16 protein-coding genes are annotated in these 17,596 nt (G+C 68.9%); 2 read left to right on the top strand and 14 right to left on the bottom strand.

Annotated elements, in window-relative coordinates:
* Positions 1-78: 78 nt before the first annotated feature.
* The 3 genes from HD596_RS59600 to HD596_RS59610 form a co-directional block, all read right to left on the bottom strand.
* Positions 79-471, bottom strand: coding sequence for a DUF3224 domain-containing protein (locus HD596_RS59600; protein ID WP_185078118.1), 393 nt, complete (start codon positions 469-471; stop codon positions 79-81).
* Between the two features lie 35 nt (positions 472-506).
* Complete coding sequence (locus tag HD596_RS59605) at positions 507-1,283, bottom strand: LLM class flavin-dependent oxidoreductase (protein ID WP_185078119.1); 777 nt, start codon at positions 1,281-1,283, stop codon at positions 507-509.
* A gap of 91 nt (positions 1,284-1,374) precedes the next feature.
* Positions 1,375-2,583: an FAD-binding protein gene (locus tag HD596_RS59610; protein ID WP_185078120.1), complete on the bottom strand. Its 1,209-nt coding sequence runs from the start codon at positions 2,581-2,583 to the stop codon at positions 1,375-1,377.
* A gap of 79 nt (positions 2,584-2,662) precedes the next feature.
* Here HD596_RS59610 and HD596_RS59615 point away from each other — a divergent pair, with 79 nt between their 5' ends.
* The gene (locus tag HD596_RS59615) at positions 2,663-3,007 is read left to right on the top strand and encodes a PLD nuclease N-terminal domain-containing protein (protein ID WP_185078121.1); all 345 of its coding nucleotides are present in this window, start codon (positions 2,663-2,665) and stop codon (positions 3,005-3,007) included.
* Here HD596_RS59615 and araA read toward each other — a convergent pair.
* From araA to HD596_RS59670, 11 genes are all read right to left on the bottom strand, one after another.
* The gene (gene araA, locus HD596_RS59620; protein WP_185078122.1) at positions 3,004-4,458 is read right to left on the bottom strand and encodes an L-arabinose isomerase; all 1,455 of its coding nucleotides are present in this window, start codon (positions 4,456-4,458) and stop codon (positions 3,004-3,006) included. The two genes, HD596_RS59615 and araA, sit on opposite strands and share 4 nt — an antisense overlap.
* Entirely contained in the window at positions 4,455-5,114 is a 660-nt protein-coding gene (locus HD596_RS59625; protein WP_246555536.1) for an L-ribulose-5-phosphate 4-epimerase, read from the bottom strand. The genes araA and HD596_RS59625 overlap by 4 nt, the downstream gene beginning before the upstream one ends.
* Before the next feature lie 2 nt (positions 5,115-5,116).
* Positions 5,117-6,841 carry a ribulokinase gene (araB, locus tag HD596_RS59630; protein WP_185079444.1) on the bottom strand — a complete coding sequence of 575 codons (1,725 nt, stop codon included), beginning with the start codon at positions 6,839-6,841 and terminating at the stop codon, positions 5,117-5,119.
* A 58-nt stretch (positions 6,842-6,899) separates the two neighbouring features.
* Entirely contained in the window at positions 6,900-7,916 is a 1,017-nt protein-coding gene (locus tag HD596_RS59635; protein WP_376776132.1) for a LacI family DNA-binding transcriptional regulator, read from the bottom strand.
* A 124-nt stretch (positions 7,917-8,040) separates the two neighbouring features.
* The gene (gene mmsB, locus HD596_RS59640) at positions 8,041-9,297 is read right to left on the bottom strand and encodes a multiple monosaccharide ABC transporter permease (protein WP_221520114.1); all 1,257 of its coding nucleotides are present in this window, start codon (positions 9,295-9,297) and stop codon (positions 8,041-8,043) included.
* Positions 9,294-10,826 (bottom strand): multiple monosaccharide ABC transporter ATP-binding protein, encoded by a 1,533-nt coding sequence (mmsA, locus tag HD596_RS59645; protein ID WP_185078124.1) that lies wholly within the window; start codon positions 10,824-10,826, stop codon positions 9,294-9,296. The genes mmsB and mmsA overlap by 4 nt, the downstream gene beginning before the upstream one ends.
* 57 nt (positions 10,827-10,883) lie before the next feature.
* A complete protein-coding gene (chvE, locus tag HD596_RS59650; protein ID WP_185078125.1) occupies positions 10,884-12,002 on the bottom strand; it encodes a multiple monosaccharide ABC transporter substrate-binding protein in 1,119 nt (372 codons plus the stop codon).
* 194 nt (positions 12,003-12,196) lie between these two features.
* On the bottom strand, positions 12,197-13,180 hold the full coding sequence (gene yjfF, locus HD596_RS59655) for a galactofuranose ABC transporter, permease protein YjfF (protein WP_185078126.1): 984 nt from the start codon (positions 13,178-13,180) through the stop codon (positions 12,197-12,199).
* Positions 13,177-14,190: an ABC transporter permease gene (locus HD596_RS59660; protein ID WP_185078127.1), complete on the bottom strand. Its 1,014-nt coding sequence runs from the start codon at positions 14,188-14,190 to the stop codon at positions 13,177-13,179. Before HD596_RS59660 ends, yjfF begins: the two co-directional genes overlap by 4 nt.
* The gene (locus tag HD596_RS59665) at positions 14,187-15,698 is read right to left on the bottom strand and encodes a sugar ABC transporter ATP-binding protein (protein WP_185078128.1); all 1,512 of its coding nucleotides are present in this window, start codon (positions 15,696-15,698) and stop codon (positions 14,187-14,189) included. Before HD596_RS59665 ends, HD596_RS59660 begins: the two co-directional genes overlap by 4 nt.
* A 185-nt stretch (positions 15,699-15,883) precedes the next feature.
* Positions 15,884-16,822, bottom strand: a complete 939-nt coding sequence (locus HD596_RS59670) for an ABC transporter substrate-binding protein (protein WP_185078129.1) — start codon at positions 16,820-16,822, stop codon at positions 15,884-15,886.
* A gap of 339 nt (positions 16,823-17,161) precedes the next feature.
* Here HD596_RS59670 and HD596_RS59675 point away from each other — a divergent pair, with 339 nt between their 5' ends.
* Positions 17,162-17,467, top strand: a complete 306-nt coding sequence (locus HD596_RS59675) for a hypothetical protein (RefSeq protein ID WP_185078130.1) — start codon at positions 17,162-17,164, stop codon at positions 17,465-17,467.
* Positions 17,468-17,596 lie beyond the last annotated feature (129 nt).

A 17,596-nucleotide genomic window follows, 5' to 3' on the forward strand; every position in this document is an offset into this window, starting at 1 on the left:
ACCGTTGTCCCCCTCGCTCGACCTCGCCGGCCACCTGGTGTTCGGGCTGGGCGCCGTGGCGCTGCTGGGCGTGGCGCTTCAGAGGGTGAAGTCGAAGGTGTAGGAGTGGGAGCCGTCAGGGGCGATGATGATGTCCATCTCGCCCCTGAGCCCCCGCAGCTCCCCCGTCGCCGAGTCGGGGACGACCGAGATTCTCAGCGACTGCTCCCCGCGGTCGCTGACCGCGTTGTGCTGCACGACGAAGGCCCCCGCGCGGCCGTCGAGGGTGCCCTCGATGCGCTCCATCGCCACGTACGACCTCGAGTCCTCGACCTGCGTCGAGGCCGTCAGCAGGTGGACGACGCTGGTGGCCGTCAGGTCCCCGCGGAAGGTCTTGGACATGGTCACGAGCCCGATCGAGACGCCGTCACGCTCCACGAAAGGCGGCTTGGCGTCCCAGCCTGCGGTGTCGAAGGTTCCCTTGGCGGTCATGGCTCCATCATGCCGGTCATACCTGTCAGCTTCCGTCAGGTACCGGCGAGGCGCTCCACCACCGGCGCGAACTCGTCCAGGTACTGGGCGTTCACCGACACGTAGGAGACGCCGAGCCGGTCGCGGCGCCTGCGGAGGGTGTCGGCCATCTCGTCCGCGGTGCCCAGCAGGACGCCGGTGCCGCCGGCCGGGACGCTCAGCCAGGAGGGCGGCTCGGCCCCGGCGGCCGCGAGGTTCATGCTGAGCTCCAGGTCGTGGAAGCGGTCGCCGGCCAGCTCGTACAGCTCGTCCAGCTTCGCCGCCACCTGGTCCTCCGTGTAGTGCGGCGGCAGGCCGAGCGCCACGGTGTCGGCCTTCTCGGCGGCGAGCTTGAGGAGCCTGGTCCCGGACGCGGCGACCAGGACGCGTACGTCCTTGACCGCCTCGATCGTCCGGGCGACGCGCTCGATGCGCCGGCCGGGCGTGCCGTAGCCGACGCCGAGCGCCGCGGCGTCCCGCTCCGCGTCCGGGCGTCCGGCGCCCAGGCCCAGCTCGAAGCGCCCGTCGGTGAGCGCGTGCAGGGTGGCGGTCTCCCACGCCACGGCCTCGGGCGTCCGGTTGGCGGCGCTCAGCACGAACGTGCCGACGCGCAGGGTCGTCGTGGCCGTCGCGGCCACGGCGGCGGCGACGAAGGGCGACAGCGTGCCGAGCGTGTCGGGGACCAGCAGCGTCGAGTAGCCGAGGCTCTCCGCCCTGCGGGCCAGGCCGGTCCACGCGCCGGCGTCGGGGGCATGTCCGGCGACCGCGCCGAACCTGAACAGGTGATCGGTCATGCCACCAACGATCGCGGACCCGCGCCCCGGCGGCATCGTCCCCCGGACCGGTGGTCTCCTACATCCGGGGGCGCACGACCGCGCGAGAGTGCTACTCCTGCAGCAGTATCCGCGTGAAGTCGTTGGCGAACTTGCCCTCGGGGTCGAGCCGCCGTACGAGCGAGCGGAACTCGCCGGGGCACTCGGGCCGGCGGGTGAACAGCTTGCCCCAGTGCGGCCTGGGCGCGAACGGCGCCAGCGTCTCCTCCACCAGCTCCAGCACCGGCAGCACCGCGGCCACGTCCCTGATCCAGGTGAAGTGGATGCCGACGCTGTCGCGTCCGCGGAACGGGCTCAGCCACAGGTCGTCGGGCGCGATCGAGCGGACCTCCGAGATCTGCAGGACGGGCCGGATCCGGTCGCCGATCGCGTACAGCTCGCGCAGCGCCTTGACCGCGTGCTCCCTGGGCAGGATGAGCTCCGACTGCAGCTCGTCGCCCGCGCCGCTCGGCTCGGCGTCCGGCCGGAAGTGCGGCAGCCGCTCGTACCACGGGCCGGGCACGCCGAGCTGGATCGTGCAGTTCTCCGCCGACATCGCCGGCAGGGGGTGGCGGGGGCCGTCGGCCGGGGTGGTGCCGTACCAGTCGGCGTCGGTCAGCTCCTCGGTGCTCTTCAGCCAAACGCGGGTGTCGCGCCAGTCGGTGAAGAGGCTGACGCTGTAGGCGCCGGCCATGATCTGGTCGAAGTCGGCGAGCGCGGCCACGGTCAGGCCCTCGCGTACGTACTGGCGCACCTCGAAGGCCGGCACCAGGTCGAGGGTCAGCGAGGTGACGATGCCCAGCGCGCCGAGGGCCACCACCGCGCCGGGGAAGTCGGCGTCGCCGCGGGAGAGGGTGAGCACGGAGCCGTCGGCGGTGACGAGGTCGAGCGAGGACACGGCCGAGGCCAGGCCGGGCGTGGCGTCGCCGGAGCCGTGCGTGCCGGTCGCGACCGAGCCGGCCACGGAGATGTGCGGCAGCGAGGCCAGGTTCGCCAGCGCGAACCCGGCCCGGTGCACCTGCGGCGCGAGCCGCGCGTACGTCATGCGCGCGGGCACCCGCACCGTGGCGGCCGCGCTGTCGATCTCCACCGCGTCCGGCATCCGGTCGAGCACGACGAGGTCGCCGTCGGTGTCCGCGACGTCGTTGAACGAGTGGCCGCTCCCCAGCGCCCGCACGCGGGAGCCGGCCGAGACGAGCCGCTGGAGCTCGTCGAGCGAGGCCGGGTGATGGACAGATTGCGCCCGAAATGCGGTGTTTCCCGCCCAATTGGTCAGCGTCACGGCATTACCTTCCCACAAGCCACCTTGTCAGCCCCGCCCGGGTGCCGCTAGCTTCGGGAGCCGCTCCCGGAGGTGTGCCGTGCTCTACCTGTCCGAGGCCGTCGGCCTTGTCACGCTCGTGCTCTGGCTCTACTGCCTCTTCGACGCGATCACCACGCCCGACGTGCTCTGCAGGAACCTGCCGAAGATCGTCTGGGTGGTCATCGTGCTGCTGTTCCCGCTGATCGGCTCCGTCGCCTGGCTGGTGGCCGGCCGCCCGGACCGGTCGCGGGCGGTCACGCGCCCGAACGCGTTCCCCGAGTACGACCGCCCGGGCCGCTCCGCCGCCGTCAACCCGGACGACGACGAGGAGTTCCTGCGCCGCCTCCGCGAACGCGCGGAGGAGCAGCGCAGGAACGCCCCCAAGAAGCCGCCCGAGGACTAGAGGCCCTGGGCCAGACGGTAGTACGCCTGGTTCCAGCGGATCTCCTTGGCGAACCGCTCGGTCGTCGTGTCGGCGTCGATGATCAGCAGCTCCACCCCGAGCATGTCGGCCAGGTCGGTCAGCTCCGCGCGGCCGATCGCCGTGGAGAGCACCGTGTGGTGCGGCGCGCCCGCCGTGAGCCACGACTCCGTGGACGTACGCAGGTTGGGGCGGGGGCTCCAGACCGCGCGGGCGACCGGCAGCTTGGGCAGCGGCTGGGGCGGGGCCACGAGGTCGATCTCGTTGGCGACCAGCCGGAACCGGTCACCCATGTCGGCCAGGCCCACCACGATGCCGGGGCCGGGCTCGGCATCGAACACGAGCCGGACCGGGTCCTCCCTGTTGCCGATGCCCAGCGGGTGGATCTCGCACGACGGCGTGCCGGAGGCGATCGAGGGGCAGACCTCCAGCATGTGCGCGCCCAGGATGAGCTCCTGGCCGGGCGACAGGTCGTAGGTGTAGTCCTCCATGAACGACGTGCCGCCGGGCGACATCGACTTGAGGGTGCGCAGGAGGACGGAGGTCTTCCAGTCGCCCTCGCCGCCGAAGCCGTACCCGTCGGCCATGAGCCGCTGCACGGCCAGGCCGGGGAGCTGGCGCAGGCCGCCGAGGTCCTCGAAGTTCGTGGTGAACGCCTTGAAGCCGCCCGACTCCAGGAAGCCGCGCAGGCCCAGCTCGATCCTGGCCGCGTACCGCAGCGACTCGTTGCGCTCGCCGAGCAGCTCGGGAGCGACGGTGTACTGCTCGGCGTACTCCTTGACCAGCGCCGTCACGTCCGCGTCCGAGGCCGCGTCCACGGCCTCCACCAGGTCGTTCACGCCGTACGTGTTGACCGAGACGCCGAAGCGGAGCTGCGCCTCGACCTTGTCGCCCTCGGTCACCGCCACGTCGCGCATGTTGTCGCCGAAGCGGGCCAGCTTCAGCGTGCGCACCTCGGCCAGGCCCTTGGCGGCCCGCACCCAGGTCAGGATGCGCTCGCCCACGGACGGGTCGCTGACGTGCCCGGCCACGGTCTTGCGCGGCACGCCCAGCCGCGTCTGCACGAACCCGAACTCGCGGTCGCCGTGCGCGGCCTGGTTGAGGTTCATGAAGTCCATGTCGATGGTGCTCCACGGGAGCTCCACGTTGGCCTGCGTGTGCAGGTGCAGCAGCGGCTTGCGCAGCGCGTCGAGCCCCGCGATCCACATCTTGGCCGGGGAGAAGGTGTGCATCCACGCGATCACGCCGGCGCACGAGTCGTCGGCGTTGGCCTCCAGCATCACGCGCCTGATCGCCGCCGCGTCGGTGAGCACGGGCTTCCACTCGACGGGCATGGGCAGCTGTTCGGCGATCCGCTGAGACTGCTCGGCCACCTGGCGCAGCGTGTCCTCGCCGTACAGCCCCTGGCTGCCGGTCAGAAACCAGATCTTCAACGCGGGCTCCTCTGTCCGTAGACGTTCTGATAGCGGTCGTACAGGCGGTCGATGTCGTCCTGCGGGATCGGCAGCGGCTCGCCGAGCTGCCTGGCCACGTGGACGGTGCGGGCCACGTCCTCGCACATGACGGCGGCCTTCACGGCCGCCTTCGGGTCCTTGCCGATGCTGAACACGCCGTGGTTCTGCATGAGGACGGCCTTGGAACGGTGGCCCTTGAGCGTCTCGACGATGCCCTGGCCGATCGAGTCGTCGCCGATCAGCGCGAACGGGCCGAGGGGGATCTCGCCGCCGAACTCGTCGGCCATCGCGGTCAGCACGCAGGGGATGGCCTCGCCGCGCGCCGCCCAGGCGGAGGCGTAGGTGGAGTGGGTGTGCACGACGCCGCCGACGTCGGGCATGTTGCGGTAGACGTACGCGTGCGCGGCGGTGTCGCTGGACGGCGAGTGCTCGCCCTCCACGAGGTTGCCGTCGAGGTCGCACACGACCATGTTCTCCGGCGTCAGCTCGTCGTAGGAGACCCCGGACGGCTTGATGACGAACAGGTCCTCGCCCGGTACCCGGCCCGAGACGTTACCCGCCGTCCAGACGACCAGGTTGTAGCGGACCAGCTCGGCGTGCAGGTCGGCGACGATCTTCCTCATGCTCATGCTCATGTTCATTGCCTCCACTCCGCGGAGGCGGGCTCGGTCGCTCCGGAGCCGCCGCCTTCCCTCGTCGCTATGGTCGCTTCGCTCCCGCCGCTCCTCAGTCCAGGCGGCGGCGCTCCCTCGCGGGCCTCGTTCCTGATCGCGCGGAGGGTGTGCAGCATCTTTCCGTCTCCGAAGAAGTCGTGGAGCCTGCGGTACTCGGCGTAGAGCCGGTCGTAGGCGTCGGCGCTGGCCTCGTCGGGCACGTACGCGGCCTCGGTGCGCTTGCCCATGGCCGCGGCGGCCTCCTGGATGCCCGGGTAGGCGCCGGCGGCGACGGCCGCGTGGATGGCCGAGCCGAGCGCGGGGCCCTGGTCGGAGCCGATGACCGACAGCGGGCGGCGCAGCACGTCGGCGTAGACCTGCATGAGGAAGCGGTTCTTCAGCAGCCCGCCGGCGACCACGAACTCCTCGACCGGCACGCCCGACTTCTCGAACGTCTCCACGATCATCCGGGCGCCGAACGCGGTGGACTCGATGAGCGCCCGGTAGACGTCCTCGGGCTTGGTGGCCAGCGTCTGGCCGATGATCACGCCGGAGAGGTTGTGGTCCACGAGCACCGAGCGGTTGCCGCCGAACCAGTCGAGCGCGACCAGGCCGTGCTCGCCGACCGCCTGCTTCTCGGCCAGCGCGGTCAGGCTCTCGTGGTCGCCGCCGAAGTTGTCCACGAACCAGGCGAAGATGTCCCCGACCGCGGACTGGCCCGCCTCGTAGCCCCAGAGTCCGGGCACGATGCCGTCGCGTACGACGCCGCACATGCCGGGCACCTCGGCGAGCTGGTCGCTGGGCATGATGTGGCAGGTGGAGGTGCCCATGATGGCCACCATCTGGCCGGGCCTGACGGCGTCGGCGGCGGCCGCGGTGACGTGCGCGTCCACGTTGCCGACGGCCACGGCCACGCCCTCGGGCAGGCCGGTCCACTCCGCGGCCTGCGCGGTCAGGCGGCCGGCGAGGCCGCCGAGGGGGGCCAGCGTGGTGCCGTTGACCTGGTCGCCGACCTGGCCGGTGGCGAGCTTGCCCGCGAATCCGGCGAAGCCGGGGTTGAGCTCGGCGAGGAACTCCTCCGACGGGTAGGAGCCGTCCTGGAAGATCCCCTTGTAACCCACAGTGCAGATGTTGCGGCTCTCGACGCCGGTGAGCTGCCAGATGATCCAGTCGGCGGCCTCGATCCAGCGCTCGGCCCTGGCGTACACCTCGGGGGCCTCCTCCAGGACCTGCAGGCCCTTGGCGAACTCCCACTCCGAGGAGATCTTGCCCCCGTAGCGCGGCAGCCAGCTCTCCCCCCGGCGCGCGGCCAGCTCGTTGATGCGGTCGGCGTGCGGCTGCGCGGCATGGTGCTTCCACAGTTTCGGCCACGCGTGCGGCTCGGACGGGGTCTCGAAGCACAGGGGCGTGCCGTCCGCCGTCGTGGGCAGCACGGTGCAGGCGGTGAAGTCGGTGCCGATGCCGATGACCTGCTCGGGCGCGACGCCCGAGGCGGCGATGGCCTGGGGTACGGCGATCTTCAGCACGTCGATCCAGTCCTGCGGCGACTGCAGCGCCCAGTCGGGGCCCAGCCTCTCGTCGGATCCCGGCAGGCTGTGCTCGATGACGCGGTGGGCGTACTCGTGGACGGCGCTGCCCAGCTCCGCGCCGTCGCTCACGCGGACGACGACGGCACGCCCGGAGAGCGTGCCGAAGTCGACTCCGACCACGTAACTGTTAGCGTTCACATTGCACTCCAGGGGATTTTCTCTGTGGCCTGCACATCATCTACCGCCGCCGAGCCGAGGTGCTCGACCTCACGACGAAGCTGGGAGGGACGACCAGGCGCTCGTACGCGGTGGGCCCGGCGTCGATCTGGCGCAGCAGCACCTCGATGCAGTGCCTGCCCACCACGTCGAAGTCCTGCCTGACCGTGGTGAGCGGCGGCGAGAAGAACTCCGACTCGGGGATGTCGTCGAAGCCCACCACGCTGATCTGGTCGGGCACCCGCACGCCCGCCTCGCTGAGCGCGCGCAGCACGCCGAGCGCCATCTGGTCGTTGCCGGCGAACACGGCCGTGACGCCCTCCATCGCCGCCAGGCTCTTGCCGGCCTCGTAGCCGGCGCGCGGGCTCCAGTCGCCGGCCAGCGGCTCCGGCACCGGCCGGCCCGCCTCCTGCAGGGCCGCGCGCCAGCCCTCGATCCGCCCCTCGGTCTCCAGCCAGTCGGGGGCGCCGCTGACGTGCCAGACGGTCTCGTGACCCAGCTCCAGGAGGTGGCGGGTGGCGAGCCTGGCGCCCTGCACCTGGTCGATGCAGACCACCGACACGTCGGCGCTGTGGGTGCCCTCGACCGCGACCGCCGGCATGCCGGTCGGCAGGTTCTCCAGGGCCCGCCCGGCCGAGCGCTGCGGCGCGACCACCACGACCCCGTCCACGCCCTGCTCGGCGAGGTAGTCGATGGCGTCGCGCACGCTGGCCGCGTCGATCGACTTCAGGCTGACGATGCTCACGAAGTAGCCCGCGGTCCTGGCCGCCTGCTCGATGCCGTAGATCGTGCTGGCCGGGCCGTACAGCGTGGTGTCGAAGCTCACCACGCCGAGCGTCCTCGACCGCTTGGTGACCAGGGCGCGGGCGACCAGGTTGCGCCGGTAGCCCAGCCGGGTGATCGCCTCCTCCACCCGGGCGCGGGTGTCCGCCCGGACGTTCGGGTGGTCGTTGAGCACCCGGGAGACCGTCTGGTGCGACACGCCCGCTTCCTTGGCCACATCGGCCATGACCGGCAGGCGGCGCTTGGGGGTCGTCACGGTCTCTCCTTTCGCTGGGCTCAGGGGATCTTACTAATAGGAAACCTGCTCTCTAGGTCGCCGCCCTACTGTCCGCACCTGACGACGTCCGTAGCGGCGATGGGGTGCAGATTTCCTATTAGAGCTAACGCGAGGCACCCGCCCTGCGCTTGGTCCACACGTCGAACGCCACGGCGGCCAGAAGGACCGCTCCCTTGACGAGCATGACGCGCTCGCTCGGGGAGCCGATCAGGGACATGCCGTTGTTGATGACCGCCATGATCAGACCGCCGGTGATGGCGCCGACCACCTTGCCGACACCGCCCTGGACGGCCGCGCCGCCGATGAAGGCCGCGGCGATGGCGTCCAGCTCGAAGCTGTTACCGGCGGTGGGACCGGCCTGGTTGAGCCGGCCGGCGAAGATGATGCCGGCGATGGCCGACAGCACGCCCATGTTGACGAAGATCCAGAAGACCACCGACTTGACCTTCACGCCGGACATGACGGCCGCCTGGAGGTTGCCGCCGATGGCGTAGATCTGCCGGCCGAAGACCGTGCGGTTGGCCATCAGCGAGTAGCCGAGCACGAGCACCGCCAGCAGCACCAGCACCCACGGGAGGTTCTTGAAGCGGGCGAGCTGCACGACCAGGAAGAGGATCAGCGCGGCCCCGGCCGCCAGCTTCAGCACGAACAGCGCCATCGGCTCCACGGCCTGCCCGTAGCCGCGGCGCGCGTTGCGGGTGCGCCACTGCGAGGCCGCCATGCCGGCGATGGCCACGATGCCGATCAGCAGGCTGAACAGGTCGGCGCCGCCGAGCGGGCCGAGGCCGATGTTGCCGAGGTAGCCGTTGGTGAAGCCGTTGGCCAGCGTGCGGACCTGGTCGGGGAACGGGCCGATGCCCTGGTTGCCCAGCACGGTCAGGGTCAGCGCCCGGAACAGCAGCATGCCGGCCAGCGTCACGATGAACGCCGGGATGCCGAAGTACGCGATCCAGTAGCCCTGCCAGGCCCCGATGAGCGCCCCGGCCACCAGCGTGACGAGCAGGGCCAGCGGCCAGGGCCAGCCCATGTTCACCATGAGCACGGCCGCCAGCGCTCCCGTGACCGCCACCACCGAGCCGACCGACAGGTCGATGTGCCCGGCGATGATGATCAGGATCATGCCGATCGCGAGGATCAGGACGTAGGAGTTCTGGACGATGATGTTGGAGATGTTCTGCGGCTGGAGCATCGCGCCGTCGGTCAGCACCGTGAACAGCGCGACGATCAGCGCGAAGGCGATGTAGATGCCGCTGGATCGCAGGTTGAGCGACACTCCGCCGAGCGACACCCTGCCCGGCTGCCGTGGCGCTCCCCCGTCGCCCTTGACGACCTCCACGTCGGTGGGCGTGATGCTACTCATTTTTCCTGTCCCTTGGTCATCAAGTACATGAGGTGTTCCTGAGTGGCCTCCTGGCGCGGCACCTCGCCGGTGATGCGGCCCTCGGAGAGGGTGTAGACGCGGTCGCACAGACCGAGCAGCTCGGGCAGCTCAGAGGAGATCACGAGCACGGCCTTGCCCTGGTCGGCCAGCCGGTTGATGATCGTGTAGATCTCGTACTTGGCGCCGACGTCGATGCCTCGGGTCGGCTCGTCGAGGATGAGCACGTCCGGCTCGGTCAGGATCCACTTGGAGAGCACGACCTTCTGCTGGTTGCCGCCGCTCAGCTTGCCGACGATGCTGTTGACGGAGGGCGCCTTGATGTTCATGCTCTTGTGGAACTGCTCGGCGACCTTGTACTCCTCGTTCTCGTTGACCCAGCCGCGCTTGGACAGCCCGGTGAGCCCGGCCGCCGAGATGTTGCGCTTGATGTCCTCGATGAGGTTGAGGCCGTACCTCTTGCGGTCCTCGGTGGCGTAGGCGATGCCGTGCCTGATCGCGTCCTGCACGTTGCGGATCTCGATCGGCTTGCCGTCCTTGAAGATCTTGCCCGAGATGTGCACCCCGTACGTGCGCCCGAACACGCTCATCGCCAGCTCGGTGCGCCCGGCGCCCATCAGCCCCGCGAGGCCGACGATCTCGCCCCGGCGCAGCGTCAGGGCGGCGCCGTCGACCACCTTCCGGCCCGGCTGGCTGGGGCTGTAGACCGTCCAGTCCTCAATGCGCAGCACCTCGTCGCCGATGGTCGGCTCGTGCGGCGGGAAGCGGTTGTCGAGGGCACGGCCGACCATGCCGGAGATGATGCGGTCCTCGGTGACGTTGTCGGTGGCCATGTCGAGGGTCTCGATCGTCTGCCCGTCGCGGATGATCGTGACGGAGTCGGCGATGGCGGTGACCTCGTTCAGCTTGTGGGAGATGATCACGCAGGTGATGCCCTCGTCCCGCAGGCCGCGCAGCAGGTCGAGCAGGTGGGCCGAGTCGTCGTCGTTGAGGGCGGCGGTCGGCTCGTCGAGGATGAGCAGCTTCACCTCCTTCGAGAGCGCCTTGGCGATCTCGACGAGCTGCTGCTTGCCCACGCCGATGTCGGAGATCGGCGTCGTCGGGTTCTCGCGCAGGCCGACCCGCTTCATCAGCTCGGCGGCCTCGTAGTTGGTGCGGTTCCAGTCGATGAAGCCGCGCTTGGCGCGCTCGTTGCCGAGGAAGATGTTCTCGGCGATGGACAGCTGCGGGCTGAGCGCCAGCTCCTGGTGGATGATGACGATGCCGGCGTGCTCGCTGTCGCGGATGCCGCCGAACTCGACCGTCCTGCCCTCGAAGGTGATCTCGCCGTCGTACTCGCCGTGCGGGTAGACCCCGGAAAGCACCTTCATCAGCGTCGACTTGCCGGCGCCGTTCTCGCCGCAGATCGCGTGGATCTCGCCCCGCCGTACGGACAGGTTGACGTTCTGCAGCGCCTTGACGCCGGGGAACGTCTTGGTGATCCCGCTCATCCGCAAGATGTGCTCGGTCATATATCCCTCGCTCAGAGAGGAAGCCCCGGGGACTCTGCGGTCCCCGGGGCTCGGCCCTTACTTGAGCTGGTCCTCGGTGTAGTAGTTGCTGCCGATGATGACTTCCTTGTAGTTGCTCTTGTCCACGATCACCGGGTCGAGCAGGTACGACGGGACGACCTTGTTGCCGTTGTCGTAGTCCTTCTCGTTGTTGACCTCGGGCTTCTGGCCCTTGAGCACGGAGTCGGCCATCTTCACCGTCTGCTCGGCGAGCTTGCGGGTGTCCTTGAAGATGGTGGAGTACTGCTCACCGGCGATGATCGACTTCACCGACGCGAGCTCGGCGTCCTGGCCGGTCACGATCGGGTAGGGCTGGCCGCTGGTGCCGTAGCCGGAGCTCTTGAGCGCCGACAGGATGCCGATCGACAGACCGTCGTACGGCGACAGCACGCCGTCCACCTTCTTGCCGCTGGTGTAGGTCTTGGTGAGGATGTCCTCCATGCGCTTCTGCGCCGTGGCGGGGTCCCACCGCAGGATGGCGGCCTGCTTGAAGTCGGTCTGACCGCTCGCGACCTTCAGGGTGCCGTCGTCGATCTTGGGCTTGAGCACCGACATGGCGCCGTTCCAGAAGAACGTGGCGTTGTTGTCGTCGGGCGATCCGCCGAACAGCTCGACGTTGAACGGGCCCTTCTTGCCGTCCTCGACGCCGAGGCCCTTGAGCAGCGAGGTCGCCTGCTGCACGCCGACCTTGAAGTTGTCGAACGTGGCGTAGTAGTCGACGTTCGGGCTGTTGCGGATCAGGCGGTCATACGCGATGACCGGGATCTTGTTGTCGGCGGCCTGCTGGAGCTGGGAGGTGATCGCGGTGCCGTCGATCGAGGCGATGATCAGGAGCTTGGCGCCCTTGGTGATCTGGTTCTCGATCTGGTTGGCCTGCGTCGGGATGTCGTTCTCCGCGTACTGGAGGTCGACCTTGTAGCCCAGCTTCTCCAGCTGCTGCTTGACGTTGTCGCCGTCGTGGATCCAGCGCTCCGACGACTTCGTGGGCATCGTGACGCCGATCAGGGCGCCCCCGTTACCGGCGGCGGCCGAGGCGGAGGCCTGGGCGTCGACGGTCTTCGTGCTCGATCCGCAGGCCGTCATCGTCGCGGCGAGCGCGATGACGGACACCACGCCCCCGATTCGTCCCAACCTCATGTCATCTCCTTGCGATGGGGGTCGCGGCAGCGCTGGACGCGGCGGCTGCCGGTAGAGCGAGGGATTCGATTACACAAAGTAACGAATCAGAACAAAATTCTCGTTCGCTTCCGCCGATTGTTATCGCTAACAACGCTCGTGTCAACGGGCCCGCATAACCTACCGGAAACTTTCGAGTAACTTTCACCCGCAGGTCAGCGCCTCGATCGGGCCGAGAACAGGCGCTGCAGCAAGATGAAGACGAAGAGCAACATTCCGATGAAGATCTTGGTCCACCATGAGGACAGTGTCCCCTCGAAACTGATGATCGTCTGGATCAGGCCCAGCACGAGCACCCCGAGGACGGTGCCCAGCAGGAAGCCGCTGCCGCCGGTCAGCAGCGTGCCGCCGATGACGACCGCCGCGATCGCGTCCAGCTCCATGCCTACAGCGTGCAGTCCGTAACCGGAGAGCATGTAGAACGACAGCAGCACGCCGCCCAGCGCCGAGCAGAACCCGCTGATCGTGTAGACCGCGATCTTCGTCCGGCCCACGGGCAGCCCCATCAGCAGCGCGGACTGCTCGCTGCCGCCGGTCGCGTACACCGCGCGGCCGAGCCGGGTGTAATGCAGCACGTACGCCGCCACCAGCACGACCACCACGGCGACGATCACGCTGGGCGATATCCACATGTCGGCGAACAGGTCGATCCTGGCCTGCGCGAACGCCGTGAAGGTGGGATCGTTGATAGGGATCGAGTCCGTGCCGATCGTGTAACACAGCCCCCGCGCCAGGAACATGCCCGCCAGCGTCACGATGAACGGCTGGATGTCGAAGGCGTGCACGATGTACCCCATCACCAGCCCCAGCCCCGACCCGATGACCAGCACCAGCGGGATCACCAGGTACGGCGGCCACCCGGGCCCCGCCATGAGGCTGGCCGAGATCATCGTCGACAGCGCCACCACCGACCCCACCGACAGGTCGATGCCCCCGGTCAGGATCACGAACGTCATCCCGACGGCCACCACCAGCAGGAAGGCGTTGTCGATGAAGACGTTGAGTACCACCTGCCCGCTGGCGAACCCCTCGTAGCGGATCCCGCCGACCACGAACATGGCCAGGAACAGGCACCCGGTCACCAGGACCGGCAGGTACTTGGCGGGCACGCTCGCCCGCCCGATCGTCAGCGTGCTCATGTGGTGACTCGCACCTTCTCCTCGGCCACCGGGCTGGCGGGTGCGGCCCGGCCACGTCTGCGGAACGCCTTCTCGCGGAAGGACGGGGACTGGATGAGGCAGACCGCCGTCACGACCAGCGCCTTGAACAGCAGCGTGGTCTCCGGCGGCACGCCGATCGAGTAGATCGTCGTGGTCAGGGTCTGGATGATCAGCGCGCCCAGCACGGTGCCGCCGAGCGAGAACCGGCCGCCGGACAGCGACGTGCCGCCGATCACGACGGCCAGGATGGCGTCCAGCTCGATCCACAGGCCGGCGTTGTTGCCGTCGGCGCTGGAGACGTTCGAGCTGATCATCAGTCCGGCGACGCCCGCGCACAGGGCGGCGAACGCGTACACCATGATGATGATCCCGCGCGCCCTGATGCCCGCCAGCCGGCTGGCCTCGGCGTTGCCGCCGACCGACTCGATCAGCATGCCCAGCGCCAGCCGCCGGGTCAGGAACGCCGTGATCGCCAGCACGCCGATCACGATGATGATGCCGAACGGCACGGTCAGCCAGTAGCCGCCGCCGATCACCTTGTACGCCGGGCTGTTGACGGTGATGATCTGCCCGTCGGTGATGAGCTGGGCCAGTCCGCGCCCGGCCACCATGAGGATGAGCGTGGCGATGATCGGCTGGATGCCGACGGCCGCCACCAGGAACCCGTTCCAGGCGCCCAGCACCAGGCAGAGCCCGAGCGCCGCCGCCACGGCGGTGAACACGCTCGCGTCCTCGCTGATCTGCAGGCAGGCCAGCGCGCCCGAGATCGCCACCACCGAGCCCACCGACAGGTCGATGCCGCCGGTGGCGATGACCAGCGTCATCCCGAGCGAGACCAGGATCAGCGGGGCGCCGAAGCGCAGGATGTCGATCAGGCTCCCGTACAGGTGGCCTTCCCTGACCTGGATCGAGAAGAAGCTGGGCGTGAAGAACACGTTCAGCGCCAGCAGCAGTACGAGGACCACCACCGGCCAGAGCAGCCGTCTCATGAGGTCCGGCCTCCGCTCGCGATCGTTTCCATGAGCACGTCCGTCGTCAGCGCGTCGTCGTTGGGCAGTTCGGCCACCAGCCGCCGGTCGCGCAGCACCTCGACCTTGTGGCTGAGCCGCAGCACCTCCTCCAGCTCGGCCGAGATGAACAGCACCGCCATGCCGCCGTCGGACAGCTCGGCCACCAGGCGCTGGATCTCGGTCTTCGCCCCGACGTCGATGCCCCGGGTGGGCTCGTCCAGGATGAGCAGGCGCGGCTCGAGGATGAGCCACCTGGCCAGCACGACCTTCTGCTGGTTGCCGCCGCTGAGGTTGCGTACGAGGTGCTCGGGGTTGGGCGGGCTGATCTTCAGGGCCTTGACGTACCTGCCGACCAGCTCGTCCTGCTGCTCGCGCGGCACCGGCCTGGTCCAGCCCCTGGTGGCCTGGAGGGCGAGGATGATGTTCTCGCGCACGGTGAGGTCGGGGATGAGGCCGTCGGCCTTGCGGTTCTCGGAGCAGAACGCGATCTTGTGGTTCATGGCCGCGCGGGGCGTGCGCAACGACACCGGGGTCCCGCCGACCGCGATCTCGCCCGTGCCCGCGTGGTCGGCGCCGAACAGCAGCCGCGCGATCTCCGTACGGCCGGAGCCGAGCAGCCCGGCCAGGCCCACCACCTCGCCCTCGTGGATCGTGAGCGTGAACGGCTCGATGGCCCCCGGCCGGCCCAGGTCGCGGGCCTCGACCAGCGGCCGGTCGAAGACCTTGGCCTCGCCGTGCAGCCGCTCCAGCGCGGCCAGCTCCTGGCCGATCATCTTGGCGACCAGCTCGACCTGCGGGAGCTGCGCGGTGAGGTACTCGCCGACGAGCCGGCCGTTGCGCAGGATCGTCATGCGGTCCGAGATCTCGTAGATCTGGTCGAGGAAGTGGGAGACGAAGAGGATGGCGATGCCCTCCTCCTTGAGCCTCCTCATCACCCGGAAGAGCTGCTGGACCTCGTCGGCGTCCAGGCTGGAGGTGGGCTCGTCCAGGATGAGCACCCTCGCCTCGATGTCGATCGCCCGCGCGATGGCCACCATCTGCTGGACGGCCAGCGAGTACGTCGACAGCGGCGCCGACACGTCCACGCTCAGCTCCAGCCGGGACAGCAGCTCGGCGGCCCGGGCGCGCATCCGCTTCCAGTCGATGCGGCCCCTCTTCCGGGGCTCGCGGCCGATGAAGATGTTCTCGGCCACCGAGAGGTTCGTGCAGAGGTTGACCTCCTGGTAGACCGTGCTGATGCCGGCCTGCTGCGCCTCCAGCGGGCTGCCGAACGCGACGGGCGCGCCACCCAGCTCGATGGTGCCCGCGTCGGCGGGGTGGACGCCGGTGAGCACCTTGATCAGGGTGGACTTGCCCGCGCCGTTCTCTCCCATGAGCGCGTGCACCTCGCCCGGGAGCAGCCGCAGGTCGACGCCGTCCAGGGCCTTCACGCCAGGGAACTGCTTGCCGATCCCGCTCATCGTCAGGACCGGCGCGGGTGTGACCATGTCTCTCCTCGTATGGCTGGAAACCGCCGCCTTGCCTCGTCACTACGCCTCCCCGCCGCCCCGGTCCAGGGCCCGGGGCGGCGGGATCACGGAGACCCCGGCCGGAGTGCGGAGGCGTCTTCGCCTCCTTCCCCCACCCCAAGGGACCCCGGCCGGAGTGCGGAGGCGCGTGGCCGGACGGCGGGTCAGTACTGGCGGGACGACAGGACCTGCTTGGCCTGCTCCTGCGTGAACGTCGTCTCCTCGGTCACCACGCGGGTCGGCACCTGCTCACCCTTGACGACCTTCTTGGCCAGGTCCATGAGCTGCGGGCCGAGCAGCGGCGAGCACTCCACGATGAAGTTGATCTTCCCGTCGGCCAGCGCCTGCATGCCGTCCTTGACGGCGTCCACAGTGATGATCTTGATGTCCTTGCCGGGCACCTTGCCCGCACCCTCGATCGCCTCGATCGCCCCCAGGCCCATGTCGTCGTTGTGGGCATACAGGACGTCGATGTCCGGGTTCGACTTCAGGAACGCTTCCATGACCTCCTTGCCCTTGGCCCTGGTGAAGTCACCGGTCTGCGAAGCGATGATCTTGAACTTGGGATCGGCCCCGATGACCTCCTGGAAGCCGGACTTGCGATCGTTGGCCGGCGCCGAACCCGTCGTGCCCTGCAACTCGACGATGTTCACCGGGTCCTTGGCGTCCTTGTACTCGTTCACCAGCCACTGGCCGGCCTTCTTGCCCTCCTCGACGAAGTCCGAGCCGAGGAAGGTCTTGTAGAGGGAGGTGTCCTTGGAGTCCACGGCGCGGTCGGTCAGGATGACCGGGATCTTCGCGTCCTTGGCCTCCTTGAGCACCGTGTCCCAGCCGGACTCCACCACCGGCGAGAAGGCGATGACGTCCACCTTCTGCTGGATGTAAGAGCGGATGGCCTTGATCTGGTTCTCCTGCTTCTGCTGGGCGTCGGAGAACTTGAGCGTGATGCCCGCGCTCTTGGCCGAGTCCTGCACGGACTTGGTGTTCGCGGTGCGCCACCCGCTCTCCGCGCCCACCTGGGAGAAGCCCATGGTGATCGAGCCGCCGCCGCCGCCACCGCCGCCGCTGCTGCTGCCGCCGCTGCCGCACGCGGTCATCGACATCGCGGTCAGACCGGCAAGGACTAGCGCCGAAATTCTCTTTAACACGTGGGGGGTTCCCTTCTGATGTTCGCGCTAACATCCCAGAGCGGGACGCCCGCGCCTTCCTGCCTGGTACGACCTACGCCCCAGCAGCGCTGGTCCCCGAGTGCGCGCTTGGTGAGCTCGCCCCGACTGTGAACGCTAACAACCGGTCTCGTCAAGGGTCCGCCTGATTACGGTCGGGTTACGCGGACCGACCCTTGACGAGGGTGGGGGGCAGTCCTTAACTTGTCGCGAATCGCCGTTGTTAACGCTCACTTAACTTGTTAACGCTAACAACCTTGAGGAGCCCCCCAGCTCATGAAGCGAATCGCCTTATCCGCCCTGCTCATAGCGGCCTCACTGGTGGCGCCGCCGCCATCGGCGACCGCGGCGGCCGAGCCCATCCCGGACGGCGCCGTGGTCGACCAGTTCGACGGCACCACGCTCGGCGAGGACTGGACGGTGTTGTCGCCGGACAGCTCCCGCTGGTCGCTGTCGGGCGGCGCGTTGCGCGTGGAGAGCCTGACGGGCGACACGGCGCGGAGAACTGGTCGTTCAGGACCGGGCAAAGCAGGCCCGCCTTACTTTCGAATACACTATGGAAACTTCGGTGACGCTAGGTAATATTTGCGGTGAGTGATGGGTGCGTGACAGGAAGTGCATTAATGGCGATCCACCGCTCCACTAACCAGCAGGACCTCCCGCCGATTGGCGCAGCGGCAACTCGTTGCCACCCCGGCCCAGGACCCCGGC

The sequence above is a fragment of the Nonomuraea jabiensis genome (genome assembly GCF_014204795.1).
In the GTDB taxonomy this organism is placed as follows: domain Bacteria; phylum Actinomycetota; class Actinomycetes; order Streptosporangiales; family Streptosporangiaceae; genus Nonomuraea; species Nonomuraea jabiensis.